17 protein-coding genes are annotated in these 18,057 nt (G+C 40.7%); 12 read left to right on the plus strand and 5 right to left on the minus strand.

The genetic code is table 11. From position 1 onward, the window contains the following. Positions 1–12: 12 nt before the first annotated feature. Both HKX40_RS00800 and HKX40_RS00805 read left to right on the plus strand, forming a co-directional pair. Complete coding sequence (locus HKX40_RS00800; RefSeq protein WP_171587663.1) at positions 13–1,197, plus strand: ATP-binding protein; 1,185 nt, start codon at positions 13–15, stop codon at positions 1,195–1,197. Continuing rightward, positions 1,190–1,726, plus strand: a complete 537-nt coding sequence (locus HKX40_RS00805) for a hypothetical protein (RefSeq protein ID WP_171587664.1) — start codon at positions 1,190–1,192, stop codon at positions 1,724–1,726. The genes HKX40_RS00800 and HKX40_RS00805 overlap by 8 nt, the downstream gene beginning before the upstream one ends. Before the next feature lie 88 nt (positions 1,727–1,814). On the opposite strand, the gene HKX40_RS00810 is transcribed toward HKX40_RS00805, so the two are convergent. After that, positions 1,815–2,474: an alpha/beta hydrolase gene (locus HKX40_RS00810; RefSeq protein WP_171587665.1), complete on the minus strand. Its 660-nt coding sequence runs from the start codon at positions 2,472–2,474 to the stop codon at positions 1,815–1,817. Positions 2,475–2,590: 116 nt separating this feature from the next. Further along, positions 2,591–2,815: a hypothetical protein gene (locus tag HKX40_RS00815; RefSeq protein WP_171587666.1), complete on the minus strand. Its 225-nt coding sequence runs from the start codon at positions 2,813–2,815 to the stop codon at positions 2,591–2,593. A 150-nt stretch (positions 2,816–2,965) separates the two neighbouring features. Here HKX40_RS00815 and HKX40_RS00820 point away from each other — a divergent pair, with 150 nt between their 5' ends. From HKX40_RS00820 to lipB, 4 genes are all read left to right on the plus strand, one after another. Further along, on the plus strand, positions 2,966–4,285 hold the full coding sequence (locus tag HKX40_RS00820) for a D-alanyl-D-alanine carboxypeptidase family protein (RefSeq protein WP_246233494.1): 1,320 nt from the start codon (positions 2,966–2,968) through the stop codon (positions 4,283–4,285). A gap of 130 nt (positions 4,286–4,415) precedes the next feature. Beyond that, a complete protein-coding gene (locus HKX40_RS00825) occupies positions 4,416–5,294 on the plus strand; it encodes an aminotransferase class IV (RefSeq protein ID WP_171587667.1) in 879 nt (292 codons plus the stop codon). Continuing rightward, positions 5,291–5,608: a DUF493 family protein gene (locus HKX40_RS00830; protein ID WP_171587668.1), complete on the plus strand. Its 318-nt coding sequence runs from the start codon at positions 5,291–5,293 to the stop codon at positions 5,606–5,608. The genes HKX40_RS00825 and HKX40_RS00830 overlap by 4 nt, the downstream gene beginning before the upstream one ends. Before the next feature lie 146 nt (positions 5,609–5,754). Continuing rightward, on the plus strand, positions 5,755–6,441 hold the full coding sequence (gene lipB, locus HKX40_RS00835) for a lipoyl(octanoyl) transferase LipB (RefSeq protein WP_171587817.1): 687 nt from the start codon (positions 5,755–5,757) through the stop codon (positions 6,439–6,441). Positions 6,442–6,636: 195 nt separating this feature from the next. On the opposite strand, the gene HKX40_RS00840 is transcribed toward lipB, so the two are convergent. Both HKX40_RS00840 and glmS read right to left on the minus strand, forming a co-directional pair. Further along, positions 6,637–7,947: an aspartate aminotransferase family protein gene (locus HKX40_RS00840; protein WP_171587669.1), complete on the minus strand. Its 1,311-nt coding sequence runs from the start codon at positions 7,945–7,947 to the stop codon at positions 6,637–6,639. Positions 7,948–8,200: 253 nt separating this feature from the next. Then, positions 8,201–10,033: a glutamine--fructose-6-phosphate transaminase (isomerizing) gene (gene glmS, locus HKX40_RS00845; RefSeq protein WP_171587670.1), complete on the minus strand. Its 1,833-nt coding sequence runs from the start codon at positions 10,031–10,033 to the stop codon at positions 8,201–8,203. Positions 10,034–10,450: 417 nt separating this feature from the next. On the opposite strand from glmS, the gene HKX40_RS00850 reads away from it, so the two are divergent. Further along, positions 10,451–10,909: an Lrp/AsnC family transcriptional regulator gene (locus tag HKX40_RS00850; RefSeq protein ID WP_171587671.1), complete on the plus strand. Its 459-nt coding sequence runs from the start codon at positions 10,451–10,453 to the stop codon at positions 10,907–10,909. Positions 10,910–11,021: 112 nt separating this feature from the next. Here the strand turns inward: HKX40_RS00850 and HKX40_RS00855 are convergent, their stop codons facing one another. Continuing rightward, complete coding sequence (locus HKX40_RS00855; RefSeq protein ID WP_171587672.1) at positions 11,022–12,383, minus strand: aminotransferase-like domain-containing protein; 1,362 nt, start codon at positions 12,381–12,383, stop codon at positions 11,022–11,024. A 177-nt stretch (positions 12,384–12,560) separates the two neighbouring features. Here HKX40_RS00855 and dctP point away from each other — a divergent pair, with 177 nt between their 5' ends. The 5 genes from dctP (at position 12,561) to HKX40_RS00880 (ending at position 18,050) form a co-directional block, all read left to right on the plus strand. Beyond that, complete coding sequence (gene dctP / locus HKX40_RS00860; RefSeq protein ID WP_246233495.1) at positions 12,561–13,601, plus strand: TRAP transporter substrate-binding protein DctP; 1,041 nt, start codon at positions 12,561–12,563, stop codon at positions 13,599–13,601. Positions 13,602–13,727: 126 nt separating this feature from the next. Continuing rightward, on the plus strand, positions 13,728–14,189 hold the full coding sequence (locus HKX40_RS00865; RefSeq protein ID WP_246233497.1) for a TRAP transporter small permease subunit: 462 nt from the start codon (positions 13,728–13,730) through the stop codon (positions 14,187–14,189). Continuing rightward, positions 14,186–15,499 (plus strand): TRAP transporter large permease, encoded by a 1,314-nt coding sequence (locus HKX40_RS00870; protein ID WP_171587675.1) that lies wholly within the window; start codon positions 14,186–14,188, stop codon positions 15,497–15,499. Before HKX40_RS00865 ends, HKX40_RS00870 begins: the two co-directional genes overlap by 4 nt. 18 nt (positions 15,500–15,517) lie before the next feature. Continuing rightward, positions 15,518–16,789: a hydroxymethylglutaryl-CoA reductase, degradative gene (locus HKX40_RS00875; RefSeq protein WP_171587676.1), complete on the plus strand. Its 1,272-nt coding sequence runs from the start codon at positions 15,518–15,520 to the stop codon at positions 16,787–16,789. Between the two features lie 97 nt (positions 16,790–16,886). Next, positions 16,887–18,050: a M20 metallopeptidase family protein gene (locus tag HKX40_RS00880; protein WP_171587677.1), complete on the plus strand. Its 1,164-nt coding sequence runs from the start codon at positions 16,887–16,889 to the stop codon at positions 18,048–18,050. Positions 18,051–18,057: the final 7 nt, after the last annotated feature.

Consider the following 18,057-nt stretch of genomic DNA (forward strand, 5'->3'; position numbering starts at 1 on the left):
AATTATTTAATCATGATTTTTACTCGTTTAATTATTGATAACTACTACTGCTTTGACAATACGGAATTGGATTTAACGATTAAACGTGAGGTCAAGTACAGTACGATTGAGCATGAGTTTTTAGATCAATGCCCATCATTTCGCTATAAGCGTGTTTGTATTCTGTCTGGTGCAAATGCGAGTGGGAAAACGTCTTTAGGTAATATCATGAATAATCTTCAGCACGCTTTATGTGCTGGACATTTTTCGGCTTTATCGGATCATATTAGTGATAAGTCAAAAGTGGCTTCGCTAAGTATTGAGTTTGTCACAACAAGCCAGAAAGCGCCTCGCATACACTTATTGAAGCTCATCAAAGAACCCAAGCATACTATTCCTGCTTTCGAGTACGCCAGCGTTCCGATAGGAAAACGAGATAGCAGTGCTAAGGCACGCCAAAAGGTAGAAAGTATTTTTAACAATCCACCGACAACCTCGACTCTTACCGACAAATGCTCGTATCTGTCTAGTCAGCACACATCCTCAGTGACTTTAATGGAGGACTTTTTTCAATCATTGAGAGACGACCTAAACTGGGGGTATTTGCTATCGGACACCGATTCGACTTCACTAAGCTTGATTGATGACTATGCTTTTCTGAATAAAAACATCCTCAAAGCAGTTCTTCAAACTTTTGATTCCTCAATTACCGAAGTAACTGAAAGTCGAGACGATACTGGTGTCAATGGTTATAGTATTAAGTTCATGAATAAAGATAGTGTTCTTATTGATCGAGAAGGTAAAGCAATCAATATGAACCGTCTATCAAAAGGGACTTATGACGCTATTCAAGTAGCAGGTTTTGTATCTTGGGTGATTGAGCAGCAGCATAGTAAGGACTCTTTTTCTTTCTTCATGGATGAAAAAATGGCGTATAGTCACTCGGAAATAGAGCAGGCTATTGTGAATTTAATCATTCAGAAATTGGGAAGGAATAGCCAATTCTTTTATACGACACACAATTATGATGTGTTGGATATGAACTTACCTATTCATTCTTTTGTATTTCTGGCAAAACAGCAAGACAAGGCTATCTTTGTTCATCCTGAGCAACAATTCAAAAAGAATGATCGTTCTTTATTGAACTACATTAAGAATAATGTCTTTAACACAATCCCCAACACAGGGCTTATTGACGAGTTAATAGATTATGAGTAAATCCAATACACCATCTTCTACTATCAAAATTCCTCGTGATAAGCCACGGGTTTTTATTGCTGAGGGAGAGACAGAAATAAAATTATTAAGCAGTCTGTATGAGGGAAAGACACGCAAAATTAATTTATGGAATCAGAAAATCTTGAAATTTCTGGCTAATATGAAAGGGAGTATTCTAATTATTGTTTACGATACCGATCAAATAGGTAATATCAACCGATTTAAAGAAAACCTCAATTTCCTCGACAAAAATCATATTCCCTACTATTTACTACAGCAGACGCTGAATTTTGAAGATGAAATTTTAAGAGGGACAAACTGTCGTTCTGTTGATGTTTTCTTTAATACAAATAGTCAAGATGAATTTAAGACAAAGTTTAATAATTGTTCAAATCCGCTAGAAGTGCTATCCAAAAAACAGATTAACTATTACAAGTTATGGCAGGGAGAGCATTTGGCTGACCTAATCCCCTGGAAGTCTAAACGCATCAATCATGCTCATTTAGAACATTTGATGAAACGCTCATAATTGTTTGGAATTATCATATTCATAAAATTGTTTCTTGAAACTATTTGTCTTGTTGTTGCAGAGGAGAGAATAAAATCCAGCAACTAGCTTACCCCCTCATCAACCGCAACTGCTTTTGAATAATCGCTTTTAGCATCACTAACTTTCCATGAAAAAAGTGCCCTGAATCTGGAATTACAGTAATCGGGAGTTGTCGGTCTTTGAGCCATGTATAAGCATCCGCCAGAGGAATCACATCGTCTTTTTCCCCATGCACTAACAAGGTGTCGGAGGGGAGTGTCACTTCACGATAGGAGAAGCGCCAGACACCGGGGCCTAATAAGATAAGTTGTGTTGGTAAAGAAAGGGATTCTTGGTCATTTACCCTATCCTCAATCTCAGCATACAACTGTGCAGCAACGGCTGTTCCAAAAGAAAATCCACCTAATACCCAGGACATACCTTGAAACTCTGTATGTGTTGCCAGAAACTGCTCTACCAACGCCAACATATCTAGCGTCTCACCATGAGCGTGATCAAAATTTCCCTCAGATTGCCCAACACCTCGGAAATTGGGTCGTAAAGCCACTAAGCCATGTTGCACGCAAGCACGAGCAAGCGTAGTGACAACCTTGTTGGTGTTAGTCCCATCAAATAAAGGGTGTGGGTGTAAGCATAATGCCCAACCAATAGGGGATGTATCAGGCCAATCAATAGCACATTCTATTTTTCCTGCTAAACCATCGAAAAAAACATTTTCTGTGTGCATAAGGTGAGCTCCTATTAGTATCATCGTTGTGGCCTATGTGGGCTTTGCTATTATTTGGCGTAAGAAGAGGTGTTATTTGGGGAGCTATTTGTTGCTATTATTCAAGCAACTACCATTTACTCGTTGGTAAAACGAATGGCCTGAGGACGGAACTCCGTTGGTGCTTTAGTATGGGCACCAATTTCTACTTCGCTGGGCTTAAACCCAAACCAACCAGCTCCTAGACCAAAAAGGAAAAGGTTAATAATGACCAAACCAAGAAAGAATTTAAACACAATAACATCCCAAAAGTGTATGCGAATATTGCCAATCAGAAAGATGCTGACACTATTCAGAAACATCGCTATTTTACTCTAACCTGCTGTATTTGGCGTTGTGTTTTTAACGATAAAACTAAACACTTTGTAAATTATTGAGGGCTCATCTATCATAAACCCCCTTTGGGCTTTTATAATGTTAGCGGTTTGTTAACTTCATAATTTCTCTATTGTATGTCTCGTAAACTTCCTATTATTTTGATTGCTGCTGTAGTAGTAGCAGGTGGCGGATATGCTGCTTTTAATGCGTTTTCTAATAAAAATGAAGTGACAGTGCCTGCTGGGGGTGCTGTTGTGGGTGGTATGGTCAATGCCTCTGCTGGGAGTGTTGGCTCTCCTGCAAGTGCTGTTGCAGTAAATACACCTGCAAATGTTTCCCGTTCTAGTATTGCTGTCACTACACCTGAAACGCCAACCGTACAAAGTTTTTCTAATGTTATCGTTCCAGCGGTTAATTCTAAAGCCTGGATGGTGCTTGATGTCACTAGTGGTCAGATTATTGCTCAACAAAATGCAGATGAGCGTCTATCACCTGCTTCTTTGACTAAATTGATGACAGCTAGTTTGGTATTTTCTGCATTGGATAGTCAACGTCTTAAATTAGATCAACAAATTACAGTGTCTGAACGTGCATGGAAAACAGGTGGTTCGCGTACGTTTATTAAGGTCAATACTCCTGTGGCAGTTGGTGACTTACTTCAAGGCATGATTGTACAGTCAGGTAATGATGCTACTGTGCAACTTGCTGAGGCTGTATCAGGTAGTGTAGAGGTATTTGTTGACCAAATGAACAAAGAGGCACAAGCCTTTGGTATGGTGAATACTCATTTTGCAGACCCCACTGGTTTACCTTCACCAGAGACCTATACCACGGTACGAGATTTATCGGTATTAGCGCAACATATTATTAAAGATCACCCATCTTATTATCATTATTTCAGTCAACAGGAGTTTACCTATAACAATATTCGTCAGCAAAACCGCAATGGATTGCTTTCACGCAATATTGGTGTTGATGGGTTGAAAACAGGTCATACGGATGATGCTGGGTATTGCTTAATTTCTACAGCATTACGTGATGGTCGTCGTGTTCTTGCCATTGTTATGGGTACCAAGAGCATGAAAGAGCGTGAGCAAATCAGCCAACAGCTCCTAGATTGGTCGTATCAAAATTTCGTAGACAATGTAATCGCTCCAGTAGGGCAGCCTCTACTTGCTCCTCGCATTTATGAAGGTACTGTTAAAAATGTTCAGTTAAGCGCCAAAAACGGGGTAGTAGTGACGGTGCCACGTGGCCAAGAGCAGAATGTACAGATGTTAACTCAATTAAAGCCAGATCTTGTGGCTCCTATTGCTAAGGGTGAAGTTGTTGGTGTTGTGCAGTTTGCCCTTAATGGCAAAATCATTAAACAAGATGATTTAGTTGCTCTCAATGATGTACCACAGGCTGGTTTCTTTAGTCGTATGTGGGACAAGGTTGTACGCATGTTCTAGTCTATGGCCCTCTATTCAGGAGGGCTTTACTATGTAAGGGCAAGCGTTGAGTTTTGTGACGTTGTCCTTATATTAGTGGATGATAGTTTGTATGGGTGCGTGTACCCATAGTTTTTTGTGTGTTATTAAAATGACTGATTTTTTTATTCAAGGTATTACTCAAGATTCTATTGTTTACCTTAACGGGGAGTTTATTCCTTTAAGTGAGGCCAAAATTTCTGTACTTGACCGAGGCTTCATTTTTGGTGATGGTATTTATGAGGTTGTACCAGGGTATAACCGTAAACCTTTTCGTCTTAAAGAGCATGTGGCTCGCTTGATGCGTAGTTTGGATAAGGTGAGTATTCAAACAGGTAAGGATGCCTCTTTTTGGGAAGATTTAATGCGTGGTATGGTTGAGAAATCGCCGTGGGAAGACAACTATGTCTACTTGCAGGTGACTCGTGGTGTAGCAAAACGTGACCATGCTTTCCCTAATCCTCCTGTTGCTCCTACTATTTTTGCCATGACATCCCCATTCAAACGATTAACAGAACAAGAGCGTACCGTGGGTGTTAAAGCATTAAGTTTTCCTGATGAACGCTGGTTGCATTGCGATATTAAATCGGTTTCATTGCTTGGTAATGTATTGGCTAAGCAATATGCTGTATCTCATGGCGTTCAAGACGTTGTGCAATTCAGAGACGGTTTATTGACAGAGGGTGCTTCAGCAAATATTTGGGTTGTTAAGAATGGTGTCTTACTAGCCCCTAAACGCGATAATCGTATTCTAGAAGGGGTTCGTTATCCTTTCTTAATGGAGCTGGCAGCTAAAGTTGGTGTGCCTTTTGAAGAAAGAGATATTACAAAAGCGGAGGTTGATAATGCTGATGAGTTGCTATTGACAGCAGCTATGCGTGAGGTAGTGGCAATTACAACCTATGATAACAAACCAGTTGGTGAGGGTGTTCCTGGCCCTGTGTTCTGGAAACTACGCAAAGCGTATGATGAGGTGTTAGCAGCACTATGAGTGACTTAAAAAATATTGACATTAATAATCCTTTTGGACTTAAGGAGATTCCTCCTGAAGAGTCTCTTATAGAGTATCCATCTGATTTTCCTATTAAAGTGATGGCTCACTCTCATCCTGATATTTTGGATATGCTAGAGGCATTGGTGCTAGAGCATGACCCTGTTTTTAACCGTGAGGCAGTGGTAATGCGCCCTAGTTCTAAAGGAAACTATATCGGACTGACCTTGATTGTGCGTGCAACTTCCCGTGAACAACTCGACAATATTTATCGTGCGTTGCATGCGCATGAATTGGTGAAGATTGTTTTATAGTTTTTGGATGTATCATTGATACACATATCCTCCGTGTGCAATGTCAATTAAGAGGTTTTCCTATTAGGCGATAGTGCTTGTAAAGGATGCTTCTGTCGGTGCATAACGGAGGTTTTTTGTTAATATGCAGGAAAATCTTTATGGGTATGGTGCAAATTAAACGAATAGAAGGGCTGGCGGACTATCAAGAAGTGTTTGATGCTATGCGCCAGTTTACTGCGCAACGTACGTCTGATACGCCTGATGAAATTTGGCAGGTAGAGCATAAGCCTGTGTATACTCTAGGGCAGGCTGGCAAGGTTGAACATATTCTTAATCCTCATGGTATACCTGTAGTTCGTAGTAATCGTGGTGGTCAGGTGACGTATCATGGGCCTGGTCAGGTAGTGCTTTACCCATTAATTAATTTGCATCGTCGGCATTTATTTGTTCGAGAGTATGTACAAACTTTAGAAGAAGCGGTAATTCAGACATTGGCGCAATTTGGTATTATGAATGCCCAACGCACGGATGGGGCTCCAGGCGTGTATGTACCATTGAAAAATGCAGCCTCATTACAATCAGATAAAAATATTGTTCACTCACCTTTTTCTTCTTCTCAAGGCGAACTAGCTAAAATTGCTGCTTTAGGGGTTAAAGTGAGCAATGGTTGTACTTATCATGGGGTGGCACTCAATGTCAAAATGGATTTAAGCCCTTTTTATGGTATTAACCCTTGTGGGTATGCAGGACTACCTACAGTAGATATGAAGACTATGGGTGTAGAGGCAGATTGGCAAGATGTGGCGGATAAGTTAACTAACCGTCTAGAGGCGTTGTTGTATCTTCGTTAGATAAAGAATGTTTGCTCAGTACATTGATGAATAAACAGCTCAATTATTAATCAGTGATAGCTCTTTGATGATAAGCATAGAGATGAGGGCGATATGTCTAATGTAGTTCGTCTAATGTGGTTAGGTGAATACACTGAGAAATAAAAAAAGAGGTGAATAAGATTTCACCTCTTTTTGAACTAATCATACCTTGATTTAGGCGACGGCAGTCAACACTTCATCAAGAATAGAAAGACCTTTTTGCAATTCTTCTGCTGTAATGATAAGAGGAGGAGCTACATGAATACGGTTTTCTGCAATAAATGGCAATAAACCCTTTTCCATGCATAGTGCTTTTATTTGATTCATCTGTGCAGGAGTAAATTTGGTTTTCTTTGCTGGGTCACTAACTAATTCAATAGCCCAGAATAAGCCAAGACCACGCACTTCACCGATAGTTTTATGTTTCTCAGCAAGGGCTTTAAGACCAGGGCCAAGAACTTCACTGCCCATTTTAGCCGCATTTTCTACCATCCCCTCTTCACGCATTGCATCAATGGTGGCAACAATCGCCGCCATAGCTAATGGGTGTCCAGAGTAAGTCAAACCACCAGGGAACATCTTGTCATTGAAGAAGTCGTTAATCTTCTCAGAAATCATCACACCACCGGCAGGAACATAACCTGAGTTTACACCTTTAGCAAAAGTGATTAAATCAGGTACGACACCCTCGTAGTGTTCTTGGGCTAACCATTTACCTGTGCGACCAAAACCTGCCATTACTTCGTCAAGGATTAAGACAATACCGTATTCATCACACAGCTTACGAACCCCTTGCACATAACCTGCAGGAGGAACAAAAATACCTGCTGTACCAGGAACACTCTCTAAAAGAATGCAGGCCACATTAGCAGGGTTCTCGCATTCAACAATACGACGTAAGTGGTGTAAAGCACGTTCGCACTCTTCTGCTTCATTGGTTGCCCAGAATTCTGAACGATAGAGGTAGGGACCAAAAAAGTGAACATGGTCGGTAGCAAACTCGTTATTAAAACGACGTGCATCACCAGTTGCATTAATAGCTGCACCTGTATTACCGTGATATGAGCGGTATCTTGAGAGTACTTTGCGACGACCTGTGTAGAGGCGAGCCATACGAATAGCATTCTCAACAGCATCAGCACCTGCATTGGTGAAGAAAACTTTTTTGAAGCCTTTAGGAGCGATTTCAAGAATTTTCTTGGCAGCTAAGCCACGAGTTGCATTGGCATGAGCAGGTGCAATAGTGGTAAGTAATTCAGCTTGTTTTTTAATTGCCTCAACAACTTTAGGATGTTGATGTCCAATGTTGGTATTGACCAACTGACTGCTAAAATCAAGGTACTGTTTCCCCTCAAAATCTTCTAGGTAGCAACCATGCCCTGTTTTAAAAGCAGCTGGTTTTAATTGGCTTTGTACAGACCAAGAATGAAAAACATAGTCCAAATCATTTTGGGCAACACTTTGATTTGTCTCGTGAGTACTCATACTCCTAACTCCTGTTGGTAAAAATAAGTCGTAAAGAAATATACTACGCTGTTTGTATGGGGTTTGACAAGAGGGTAATCAAAAAATTCCTGTCCTATGTGAAATACTCTCCCCTTTATATTGTGGAATTACCTGTATTGGTGCAGTAATGTAACTTTTTTGTTTTAAAGTTTCTTTTAGTTTTAAAGTTTCCCTGATAGACAGGAATAGGGGAGCATGATGGGAAACACCATGCTCCGATGCTAGAGGTGGTTTATTCTACCGTTACACTCTTTGCCAAATTACGAGGTTTATCCACGTCAGTACCACGTGATACGGCAGTGTGATAAGCCAGTAATTGCAAGGTTACGGTATGGAGAATAGGTGAGAGCTTGCCATAGTGTTCAGGCATACGGATGACGTGCATATTAGGACTGTTCACAATATGAGTATCTGCATCCGCAAATACATATAACTCACCGCCACGAGCACGCACCTCTTGCATATTGGACTTGAGTTTCTCAAGCAATTCATCGTTGGGTGCAATCACCACAACAGGCATTGCCTCTGTGACGAGCGCCAACGGCCCGTGTTTTAACTCACCGGCCGGATAGGCTTCGGCGTGAATATAACTGATTTCTTTGAGCTTTAAAGCGCCTTCTAAGGCGATAGGGTAATGCATACCACGTCCGAGGAAAAGTGCATTTTCTTTACTCACAAAACGATCCGCCCACGCCATGATTTGTGGCTCTAATGCGAGAGTAGCACTAATTGCTGTAGGTAGATGGCGTAATTGTTTAAGATAAGAATCCTCTTTTTCAGGTGCTAACGTCCCTTTGACTTTGGCTAAGCACATGGTGAGGATAAATAAGCCTACTAATTGTGTCGTGAATGCTTTGGTAGAGGCAACACCCACCTCAACACCTGCACGAGTGATATAGTTCAACTTACACTCTCGCACCATCGCACTACTGGCGACATTACAAATAGTGAGAGTGTTTTCCATGCCGAGACTGCGAGCGTGTTTAAGTGCTGCTAAGGTATCGGCCGTTTCCCCTGATTGTGAAATAGTGACAACAAGGGTTTTAGGATTAGGTACACTGTCACGATAGCGATATTCACTTGCAATCTCAACATTGACAGGGATTTTAGCGATAGATTCAATCCAATAGCGAGCCGTCATCCCTGCGTAGAATGAAGTGCCGCAAGCAAGAATAAGCACATTGTCAATGTCTTTAAACACTTGTTCAGCTTCTTTGCCAAATAAAGCTGGCACGATATTGTCAACATCTTGTAAAGTATCAGAAACTGCACGAGGTTGCTCGAAAATTTCCTTTTGCATATAGTGGCGATAAGGACCTAGCTCAGCGGCAGAAGTGTAAGCACTAACAGTATGTACAGCACGTTCAACGGGTTGCAAATCGGAATTCACAATCCATACTTTAGAGACTTGTAAGTCAGCAATATCACCATCTTCAAGGTAGATGATTTGATCAGTAGTACCAGCTAGTGCAAGCGCATCAGAGGCAAGGAAGTTTTCGTTGTTACCAAGACCAATCACGAGAGGAGAGCCTTGGCGAGCACAAATCACACGGTGAGGCTCTTCACGAGCAATCACGGCAATGGCATAAGCACCTGTCAAACGAGCGACTGCTTGTTGTACAGTGTCAAATAAATCACCATTGTAGAGGTGATTGATAAGGTGGGCAATGACCTCGGTATCGGTTTGACTTTCAAAAACAAAACCCTGCGCTGTCAATTCAGCACGTAGTTCCTCGTAGTTTTCAATAATACCGTTGTGTACTAGGCCGATACGTGGAGAACCCTTGTCTTGACCAGAAAAGTGCGGATGAGCGTTGTAGGTCGCAGGGGCACCATGAGTCGCCCAACGAGTATGGGCAATACCAGCAAAACCATGAATACCCTCTTGTTTTACTTGAGCTTCCAGTTCTGCAACACGCTTAGTACTACGTGTGCGACGGAGCTCTCCGTCCATATGTACAGCGACCCCACAAGAGTCATAACCACGGTACTCAAGACGCTTTAGACCCTCAACAAGAATAGGGGTAATATCTCTTTGTGCAATCGCACCAACAATTCCACACATAAATAACTCCTTACAGGAAAAACTTTCTGCTTATTGTGCATGAAAGCAGTGAAAAATAAAATCAAAAATCATGCATTTTCTTTTTAAATATTGCATTCGATTTCTTTGTGGAATATTATTTAAAATATAATTATTTTTATGAAATTAAATTTCATTATTGGGAAGAGGGAAAGGATGGGGCACGTTCAAGGTTGAGGCGTTTGCGTGTATGGTACGAACAAGGAAAAAAGATAGTGCCATGATTGTATGCGATTGATTTTCTAAGTTTTCATCTTGTGGAATGATGAGCGTATTAGGTATTTATCCTACTAGCGAGTAGGAAGTGTTTGCATAATTAAGAAAGTGTTGATGAAAATAGTTTGGTGAACAATAAGTCGATGAAAGGGGCGTGTTTGTTGTGTGCATGAGGAATGAGTAATGGATTTAGATGAATTAGATAAACGTATTTTGGAGCAATTACAAAAAGATGCTTCCTTGACTAATCAAGAGTTGGCGGAAAAAGTATTTGCTTCTGCCCCCACTTGCTTGCGTAGAGTGAGGCAACTTGAGCAAAAAGGGATTATTCAAAAACGTGTTGCTCTACTCGATGCCGGTAAACTTGCCCCTAGTTTGACGGCGATTGTGGAAATCAATTTGTTGCAACAATCGTCAGAGGTGTTTAGTGCCTTTGAAAAACTGTTGGTGAACGAAGCCGCCATATTGCAATGTTATCGAGTATCTAGTGGTCCAGATTTTATGGTGATATTACAAGTACCTGATATGAATGCTTACCATGAGTTGGCTAATCGTCTTTTTACCGCACAACATCAGGTACGAAATGTGAGGACGTTTTTTGCGACCCACCGCAGTAAGTTTGAGACGAGAGTGAGGGTGTAGGGTTACTCATTGATGGGATTTGTGTACTAGGTTTATTTATTGTGTGTCTATTGAACAAGATGAGTAAGGTGTAATATACATTATTTATTGGTCATTTTTTCAATCGGTAAGGCTACTCAGCCTGAATCTGTTGCAGGAAATCAAGAAATTCAGGTGCTAAAGCGTAGGCAACATTAACGCGTAAAGCAGCAGGATGGTTACCTTTTTTGTCTGGATAAAAAAGGCTTCCCGGAGCAAGGAAAATACTACGATCTGCTGCTTTTTGTGCTATATCGACATCATTTTGTGCACGAAGCTCTACCCATACATAATATGATCCTTCCGACCTGAAAGGGATATGTAATCCCAACTGGGTAAATTGGTGTACGGCTCTTTGTGTGGAATCTTCGACAAGTGATCTTAATCGCCTGATATGACGTAAATATTGACCATTTGTCATAATATTGTGTAGCCATCTTTCAAGGTAGTCTGAAGAGTTTACGATAGTCAACATTTTTATGTTGGCGATGGAGTTAATGATTTTTTCGCTACCGGCAATAAAACCGATACGAAAATTTGCCGACAGGGTTTTAGAGTATGTACCAATATAAATTACTCTATCAAGCTGATCTAGGGCACTCATTCTCGGGGAGTTGGCAGGAGAGAGGTCTGCAAAGGCATCATTTTCTACACAATAAAAATTAAATTTTTCTGCAATTTTTAGAATTTGATACTGTGTGGGAATATTTATTGCCCCTCCTGTTGGGTTATGTCCTAGAGTTTGTGTAAAAAATAATTTAGGTCGGTATTGAATGGCTTTTTCCTCTAATTCTTCTATATCAGGACCTGTCGTTAGACGGTTAATCCCAATATAACGGATATTGTATAAGCGCAGTTTAGCGAACAAAGGATAATAGCCGGGACTATCTACAAAGACGGTATCCCCTGCAGAGAGAAAGTTCTTAATAATGAGATCCATCGCATGGTTAGCTCCATAAGTGGTGATAATTTGGCATGGGGAGGCTTGAATGTTTCTTTCATAAAGGTGTTGAGAAAAAACTTCTCTAAGGGGTAAGAATCCCATGGGAGGTGTATAAGAGAACTTACTGTTGGTGGGAATTTTGATTCGCATGTCAAAATCAATTTGATCTATCCATTGTACAGGAGGGCGACCGTCTCCGACACGGATGTTTAGTGTGGGGTTGATTTGTTCTTTCAAAAGAGAGGCGGAATCCAGAGCTTGACGAATTCGAGGATGACTTTTCTCTTGAGAGATGATACGGTTTACTGGATAATTCACAAAATAACCAGATCCCGGCTTGGCTCTAATTACCCCTGAAGAAACGAGACGATCGTAGGCATCAACGACAGTGTTTTTGGATACGTTGAAGAAATCGCTAGCTGCACGAATAGACATAAGTTTTTGGTTGGGTTTGAACCGTTCTTGTTTTATTGCATCTTCAAAAAAGTTAACTAATTGATTTACCTTATTCATTATCTAAAAATGTCGCTTTGCACAAAACTGTACCTATAAATAAATAGGTACAGTAACTATTAAAAACATTATAACTGTACCTTTTCTATCAAGGTAAAACAAGTAAATATTCTAGTTATAACAAAGAATTCGAGACGAATTCTTTTGTTTTGAATATAAATTATTATGGAGACAGTTATGAAGCAAAATCGACGTTCCTTTCTAAAAAAAGTGGCTAGTACTTCTGTAGTGGGGGCTGGTGCATTAGCGTTTCCAGCTATAGCACAAGCACAAGATGCCGTGAAGTGGAAAATGCAATCGTTGTGGGATGGAGGAACTACACCACAAAAATTTGAGGAAATTTTTGTAAAGCGGGTAGCTGAGTTGACGGATAATAAATTTCAAATTCAGTTATATTCAGCAGGGCAATTGGTACCAGCTAATCAGGCATTTGATGCGGTGAGGGGTGGAGCATTTCAAATGATGAAAACCTTTGATGGTTACGAAGCAGGGAAAATTCCAGCCTTAGCCTTTACAAGTACAGTACCTTTTGGTTTTCCTGAATCGGATCAATACGAAGCTTGGTTTTATGAAAAGGGAGGTCTAGACTTAGCACGACAAGCTTATGCTCCTGCAGGACTTTTTTATATTGCCCCTACCGTCTATGGAGCAGAGCCTATTCATTCTAAGGTACCCATTAACTCCTTAGATGACTTCAAGAATAAGAAAGGTCGTTTTGTCGGACTAGCATCAGCGGTCATGGGTAAGTTAGGTGTATCGGTAACGCCGCTAGTGACTGCAGAAGTCTACTCAGCCCTAGATAAAGGGGTAATTGATTTGGCAGACCGGGGAGACTTGATGGCTAATTACGAATCCGGTCTAGCCGATGTTGCTAAGTATATTATTATGCCGGGTCCTCACCAGCCAACAACAGCAACAAGTTATGTTGCAAATAAACGAGCCTATGATGCATTACCTGCCTCTTTCAAAGCAGCGCTTGCTGTTGCTGCCAGAGAGGTTTCTTCAGCCTTACGTCAACATTATCTTGTCTCTAATAATGAAGCGTTAAAAGGTTTTAAAGAAAAAGGGGTAACTGTTAGTTCTCTGTCCATTGAAGATATTACAAAGGGCCGTGCTGTAGCAATTGAAGCATGGAAGGATGCAACCAAAAACAATCCTTTGGCGGTCAAAATGATGGAAAGCCAAATTGCCTTTATGAAAGAACTGGGTTTGCTGTAATCCTCAATAGGGTTTCTTGTTTGTCTTGAGGTGGACATGAGAAACCCTTTATTTCTAAGCAGATATTTTTATTGTATTGAGGGCAAAATGCTGGCATTAGTACATGGGTTTGTAAAAGTTGTGACGATGATAAATAAGAGCTTATTCTATTTATCGACAAGTTTGATTTTTGTTATTGTTTTTTCAATGATGTATGAGGTAGTTAGTCGCTATGTTTTTAATGCTCCAACTGTTTGGGGGTTGGAGTTAGCGACCCTTTTGTTTGGACCTTATTTTTTGTTAGGTGGGGCATACTTATTACACATAAAAGGTCATGTCAATCTGGATATTATTAAAAATAAGCTATCCCTCAGATTGCAAAAATGGTTAGATTTTTTCTCGTATGTAGTAGTGATTATCTTTTGCTCTATTTTATTCTATTACGCCTATCCTGCTGCATTAGACTCATTCCAATATGGAGAAACGAGTTTTTCGGCATGGAATCCTATTATTTGGCCAACAAAGTTTGCAATTCCTCTGGCATTAATCATGTTAGGGCTACAAAGTCTTGCTGAAATGATTCGATTATGTGTGGGGGATGAGGTATGAGTTCAAATGAAATTCTGATTGTCATGTTTTTAGGTTTAACCCTATTTATGTTCACAGGGCTTCCTATTGCCTTTGTGTTAGGTGGGTTATCATTACTTATTACCGTGACATTATGGAATGCGGATGCTGTAGTCATTTTGCTTTTACAGATTTTTGATACGATGAGATCAGAGTCCTTGCTGGGCATCCCCTTGTATATTCTAATGGCGGGTATTTTACAGCGCACGGGAATCATCGAAGAACTTTATCATGTGATGGAAATATGGTTCGGTAGGTTGAGAGGTGGGCTAGCAATTGGTACAGTGGTTATTTGTGTTCTAATGGCAGCAATGACAGGGGTTGTGGGGGCAGCAGTTACGGCTATGGCACTACTCGCAATGCCGGAAATGTTAAAGCGAGGTTATAACCCGGAACTTGTTACAGGGACTATTTGTGCCTCAGGAACATTGGGAGTTCTTATTCCTCCTTCTGTACTAACGATTGTATATGCGGTTACTGCACAGGTCTCTATTGGGAAAATGCTAATAGCGGGAATTACTCCCGGAATTGTATTGGCAGCATTGTACATTCTCTATATTTTGTATATGGCTTATTTTAAGCCCGGACATATTCCTGCCTCAGTACAGGGGGCTGTTCCCTTTTCACAAAAGATGAAAAGTCTTAAAGGTATTATTCTGCCTGCCTTATTGATTGCTTTGATTTTAGGATCTATTTTTACAGGGGCTGCGACTCCGACTGATGCTGCCGCTGTGGGAGTAGTGGGTGCATTACTGATTGGCTTATTTAAGCGCAAGTTAAGTTTCAAAAGTCTACAAGATGCATCTGTGGAAACACTTAAAGCCAGTGCTATGATTCTTTGGATCACGATAGGAGCAAAGGCTTATGTAGCCATCTTTACCGGATTAGGTGGGGCGGACACGCTACTAGAAATGATTAAGGAGCTTAATGTACATCCCTATGTAATTTTGGCATGCATGATGCTGATATTAATTTTTCTGGGAACGGTATTGGATGAAATTGGCATCATCTTACTGACTGTTCCTGTTTTTCTTCCTATTGTAAGAATGCTTGGATTTGATGAAATCTGGTTTGGAGTGCTGTTTGCAATCACAATTCAAACAGGATACATTAGCCCTCCTTTTGGTTATACCTTATTCTATATCAAAGGACCATTACCATCTCATCTTAATATGGGGGTTGTTTATCGTGGTGTTGTGCCTTTCTTACTGCTACAGATTTTGGCATTAATTCTTTTCGCGATGTTCCCCAACTTAGTCACATGGTTACCTAATCTAATGGAACTTAATTAAATATTCAGGAGACAATAAATGGATAAAAATTCACGTATTTCTGGTTTTCATAAATTGGGAATTAAAGGTCGATTAGCTGCAGTTCAGTCTTTTAGTCAACTTGATGAACAAACTGTGACCCTATATGAGAATACAGGTAATTTACCTGCTGAGTTAGCTGATCATCTGATTGAGAATGTGATTGGGACAATGAATATCCCAGTAGGAATTGCCACAAATATGAAAATTGATGGAGAGGACTACTTAATCCCCATGGCAACAGAAGAGTCTTCTGTTGTTGCTGCTGTGTGTAATGCTGCTCGTCAATGTTATGACAGTGGAGGATTTACCACATCAATGTCTGGGTCTTTGATGATTGCACAAATTCAGTTGGTTGATATACCTAATCCAGAGTATTGTAGGACGATTATTTTAGAGAGCAAAGAAAAGATTAAAGCCATATGTGATGAATGCGATCCTATCCTTGTGAAATTTGGAGGGGGATTCCAAGATGTTGAGGTTCGGGTGATTGATACACCATCAGGAGTGATGGTAGTTACCCATATAATCGTGGACACCAAAGATGCGATGGGAGCTAATGCGGTGAATACGATGGCAGAGAAATTAGCCCCTCATATTGAAAGTTGGACTGGAGGTAAAGTATATCTACGAATTTTGTCTAATTTAGCAGATAAACGTGTCGCTCGAGCACGAGCTATCTGGACCTGCGAAGCAATTGGAGGAGAATCAGTGAGAGATGGCATTATCAGCGCCTACCACTTTGCTAATTTTGATCCTTATCGTGCGGCCACACATAATAAAGGAATTATGAATGGGGTTTCTGCTGTGGTACTGGCAACAGGTAATGATACGCGAGCAGTTGAGGCAGGGGCACATGCTTATGCTGCTCGTAAAGGTTGTTACCGTAGTTTGACACATTGGGAGATGGATAAGCAAGGTAATTTGGTGGGTTCTATTGAAATTCCTCTGGCAGTGGGTTTGATTGGGGGAGCGACTAAATTACATCCTATGGCAAAAGCGAACTTAACTATTCTTGGTGTTAAAACAGCCAATCATTTAGCGCGGATTATTGCGGCTGTCGGGTTGGCACAGAATTTTTCCGCTATTAAATCCCTAGCAACGGTAGGTATTCAAAAAGGGCATATGTCACTTCATGCACAAAATATTGCTATGATGGCAGGGGCAGTAGGTGACGAAATTGACAAAATTGCACAAATATTGGTCACAAAATCGCTTGTACGTATTGATGTTGCCCAAGAAGAATTGACAAAATTGCGTGCTCTAGGTTAAACAACGTATTGAAAATAATTTTTCTTTAAATAAGCTCAAAGGTAAATTTTATAAATGCTATTTCCTACCAATGAGCTTTTTTCAATATGGAGGTTGTATGTTCACTCAAGAGGAAATTCAATATGCAATACACTTGCGTCATGATATTCACCAACATCCTGAATTAAAGTATGAGGAAAACCGTACTTCTAAGTTGGTGGAGAAAGAACTTCGGATGTTGGGATTTCAGGTTCAAACAGGTATCGCAGGGACAGGGGTTGTAGGACTTTTGCAGAGCGATATTCCCGGCCCTTGTATTGCTTTTCGCGCAGATATGGACGCCTTGCCTATTTTAGAGAAAACGGGCTTGGAGTATGCCTCTCAACATGATGGTAAGATGCACGCTTGCGGTCATGATGGTCACACAGCAACCTTGTTGTTGGCTGCTCGTTGGTTAGCAAACCATAGGGCAGAATTGAAGGGAACGATTAAACTCATTTTCCAACCAGCAGAAGAGGGAGGGAATGGGGCAGAAAAGATGGTTAAAGAGGGAGTGCTTGATAACCCTAGAGTAGAAGCAATTTTTGGTTATCATAATCGTCCCGGATTTCCAGCAAAATTAGTTTTTGTTAAGCCAAATAGTGCAATGGGGGGGAATGATACGTTTGATGTGACTATCAAGGGAAAGGCAGGACATTCAGCTATGCCAAGTTTGGCGATTGACCCCATCTATGTGGCGGCCAATATTGTGCAACAAACTCAGGGTTTAGTTGGACGAAGTAAGTCCCCCTTGAAACATGGTGTGATTACGGTAAGTCAGTTTCATGCAGGGAGTGCTGATAATATCATCCCTGAACAGGCAAATATTGTGATTAATATTCGAAGCGATTCCCCTGAAAGTCGGGAACAGTTGGCGGGACGTTTAGAGAATCTCATTAAAGGGAATTGTCTGGCTTTTGGAGCTGAGTACAGTATGGTAGCTAAACATTCTGTTCCTCCTTTGTGTAATCCTCCAGCATATGCAGATGTGGTGCTTGAGGCGACAAAAAAGGTGATGCCAGACCATCCTCTACAGAGACTTGATTATATGCCGACAATGGGAGCAGAGGATTTTGCGTTTTATTTGGAGCAAGTACCGGGTTGTTTCTTCTTCGTTGGTAATGGGGAGGATTGTGCCTATTTGCATAATGAAAAATATAATTTTAATGATGAAATTTTAAGTACAGCTGCGGGCGTTTTTGTTGGTTTGGCAAAACATTATTGCGGCATATCTGAGAGATAAGATATAG

This window comes from Pelistega europaea, from assembly GCF_013133775.1.
GTDB classification, from domain to species: Bacteria; Pseudomonadota; Gammaproteobacteria; order Burkholderiales; family Burkholderiaceae_B; genus Taylorella; species Taylorella europaea.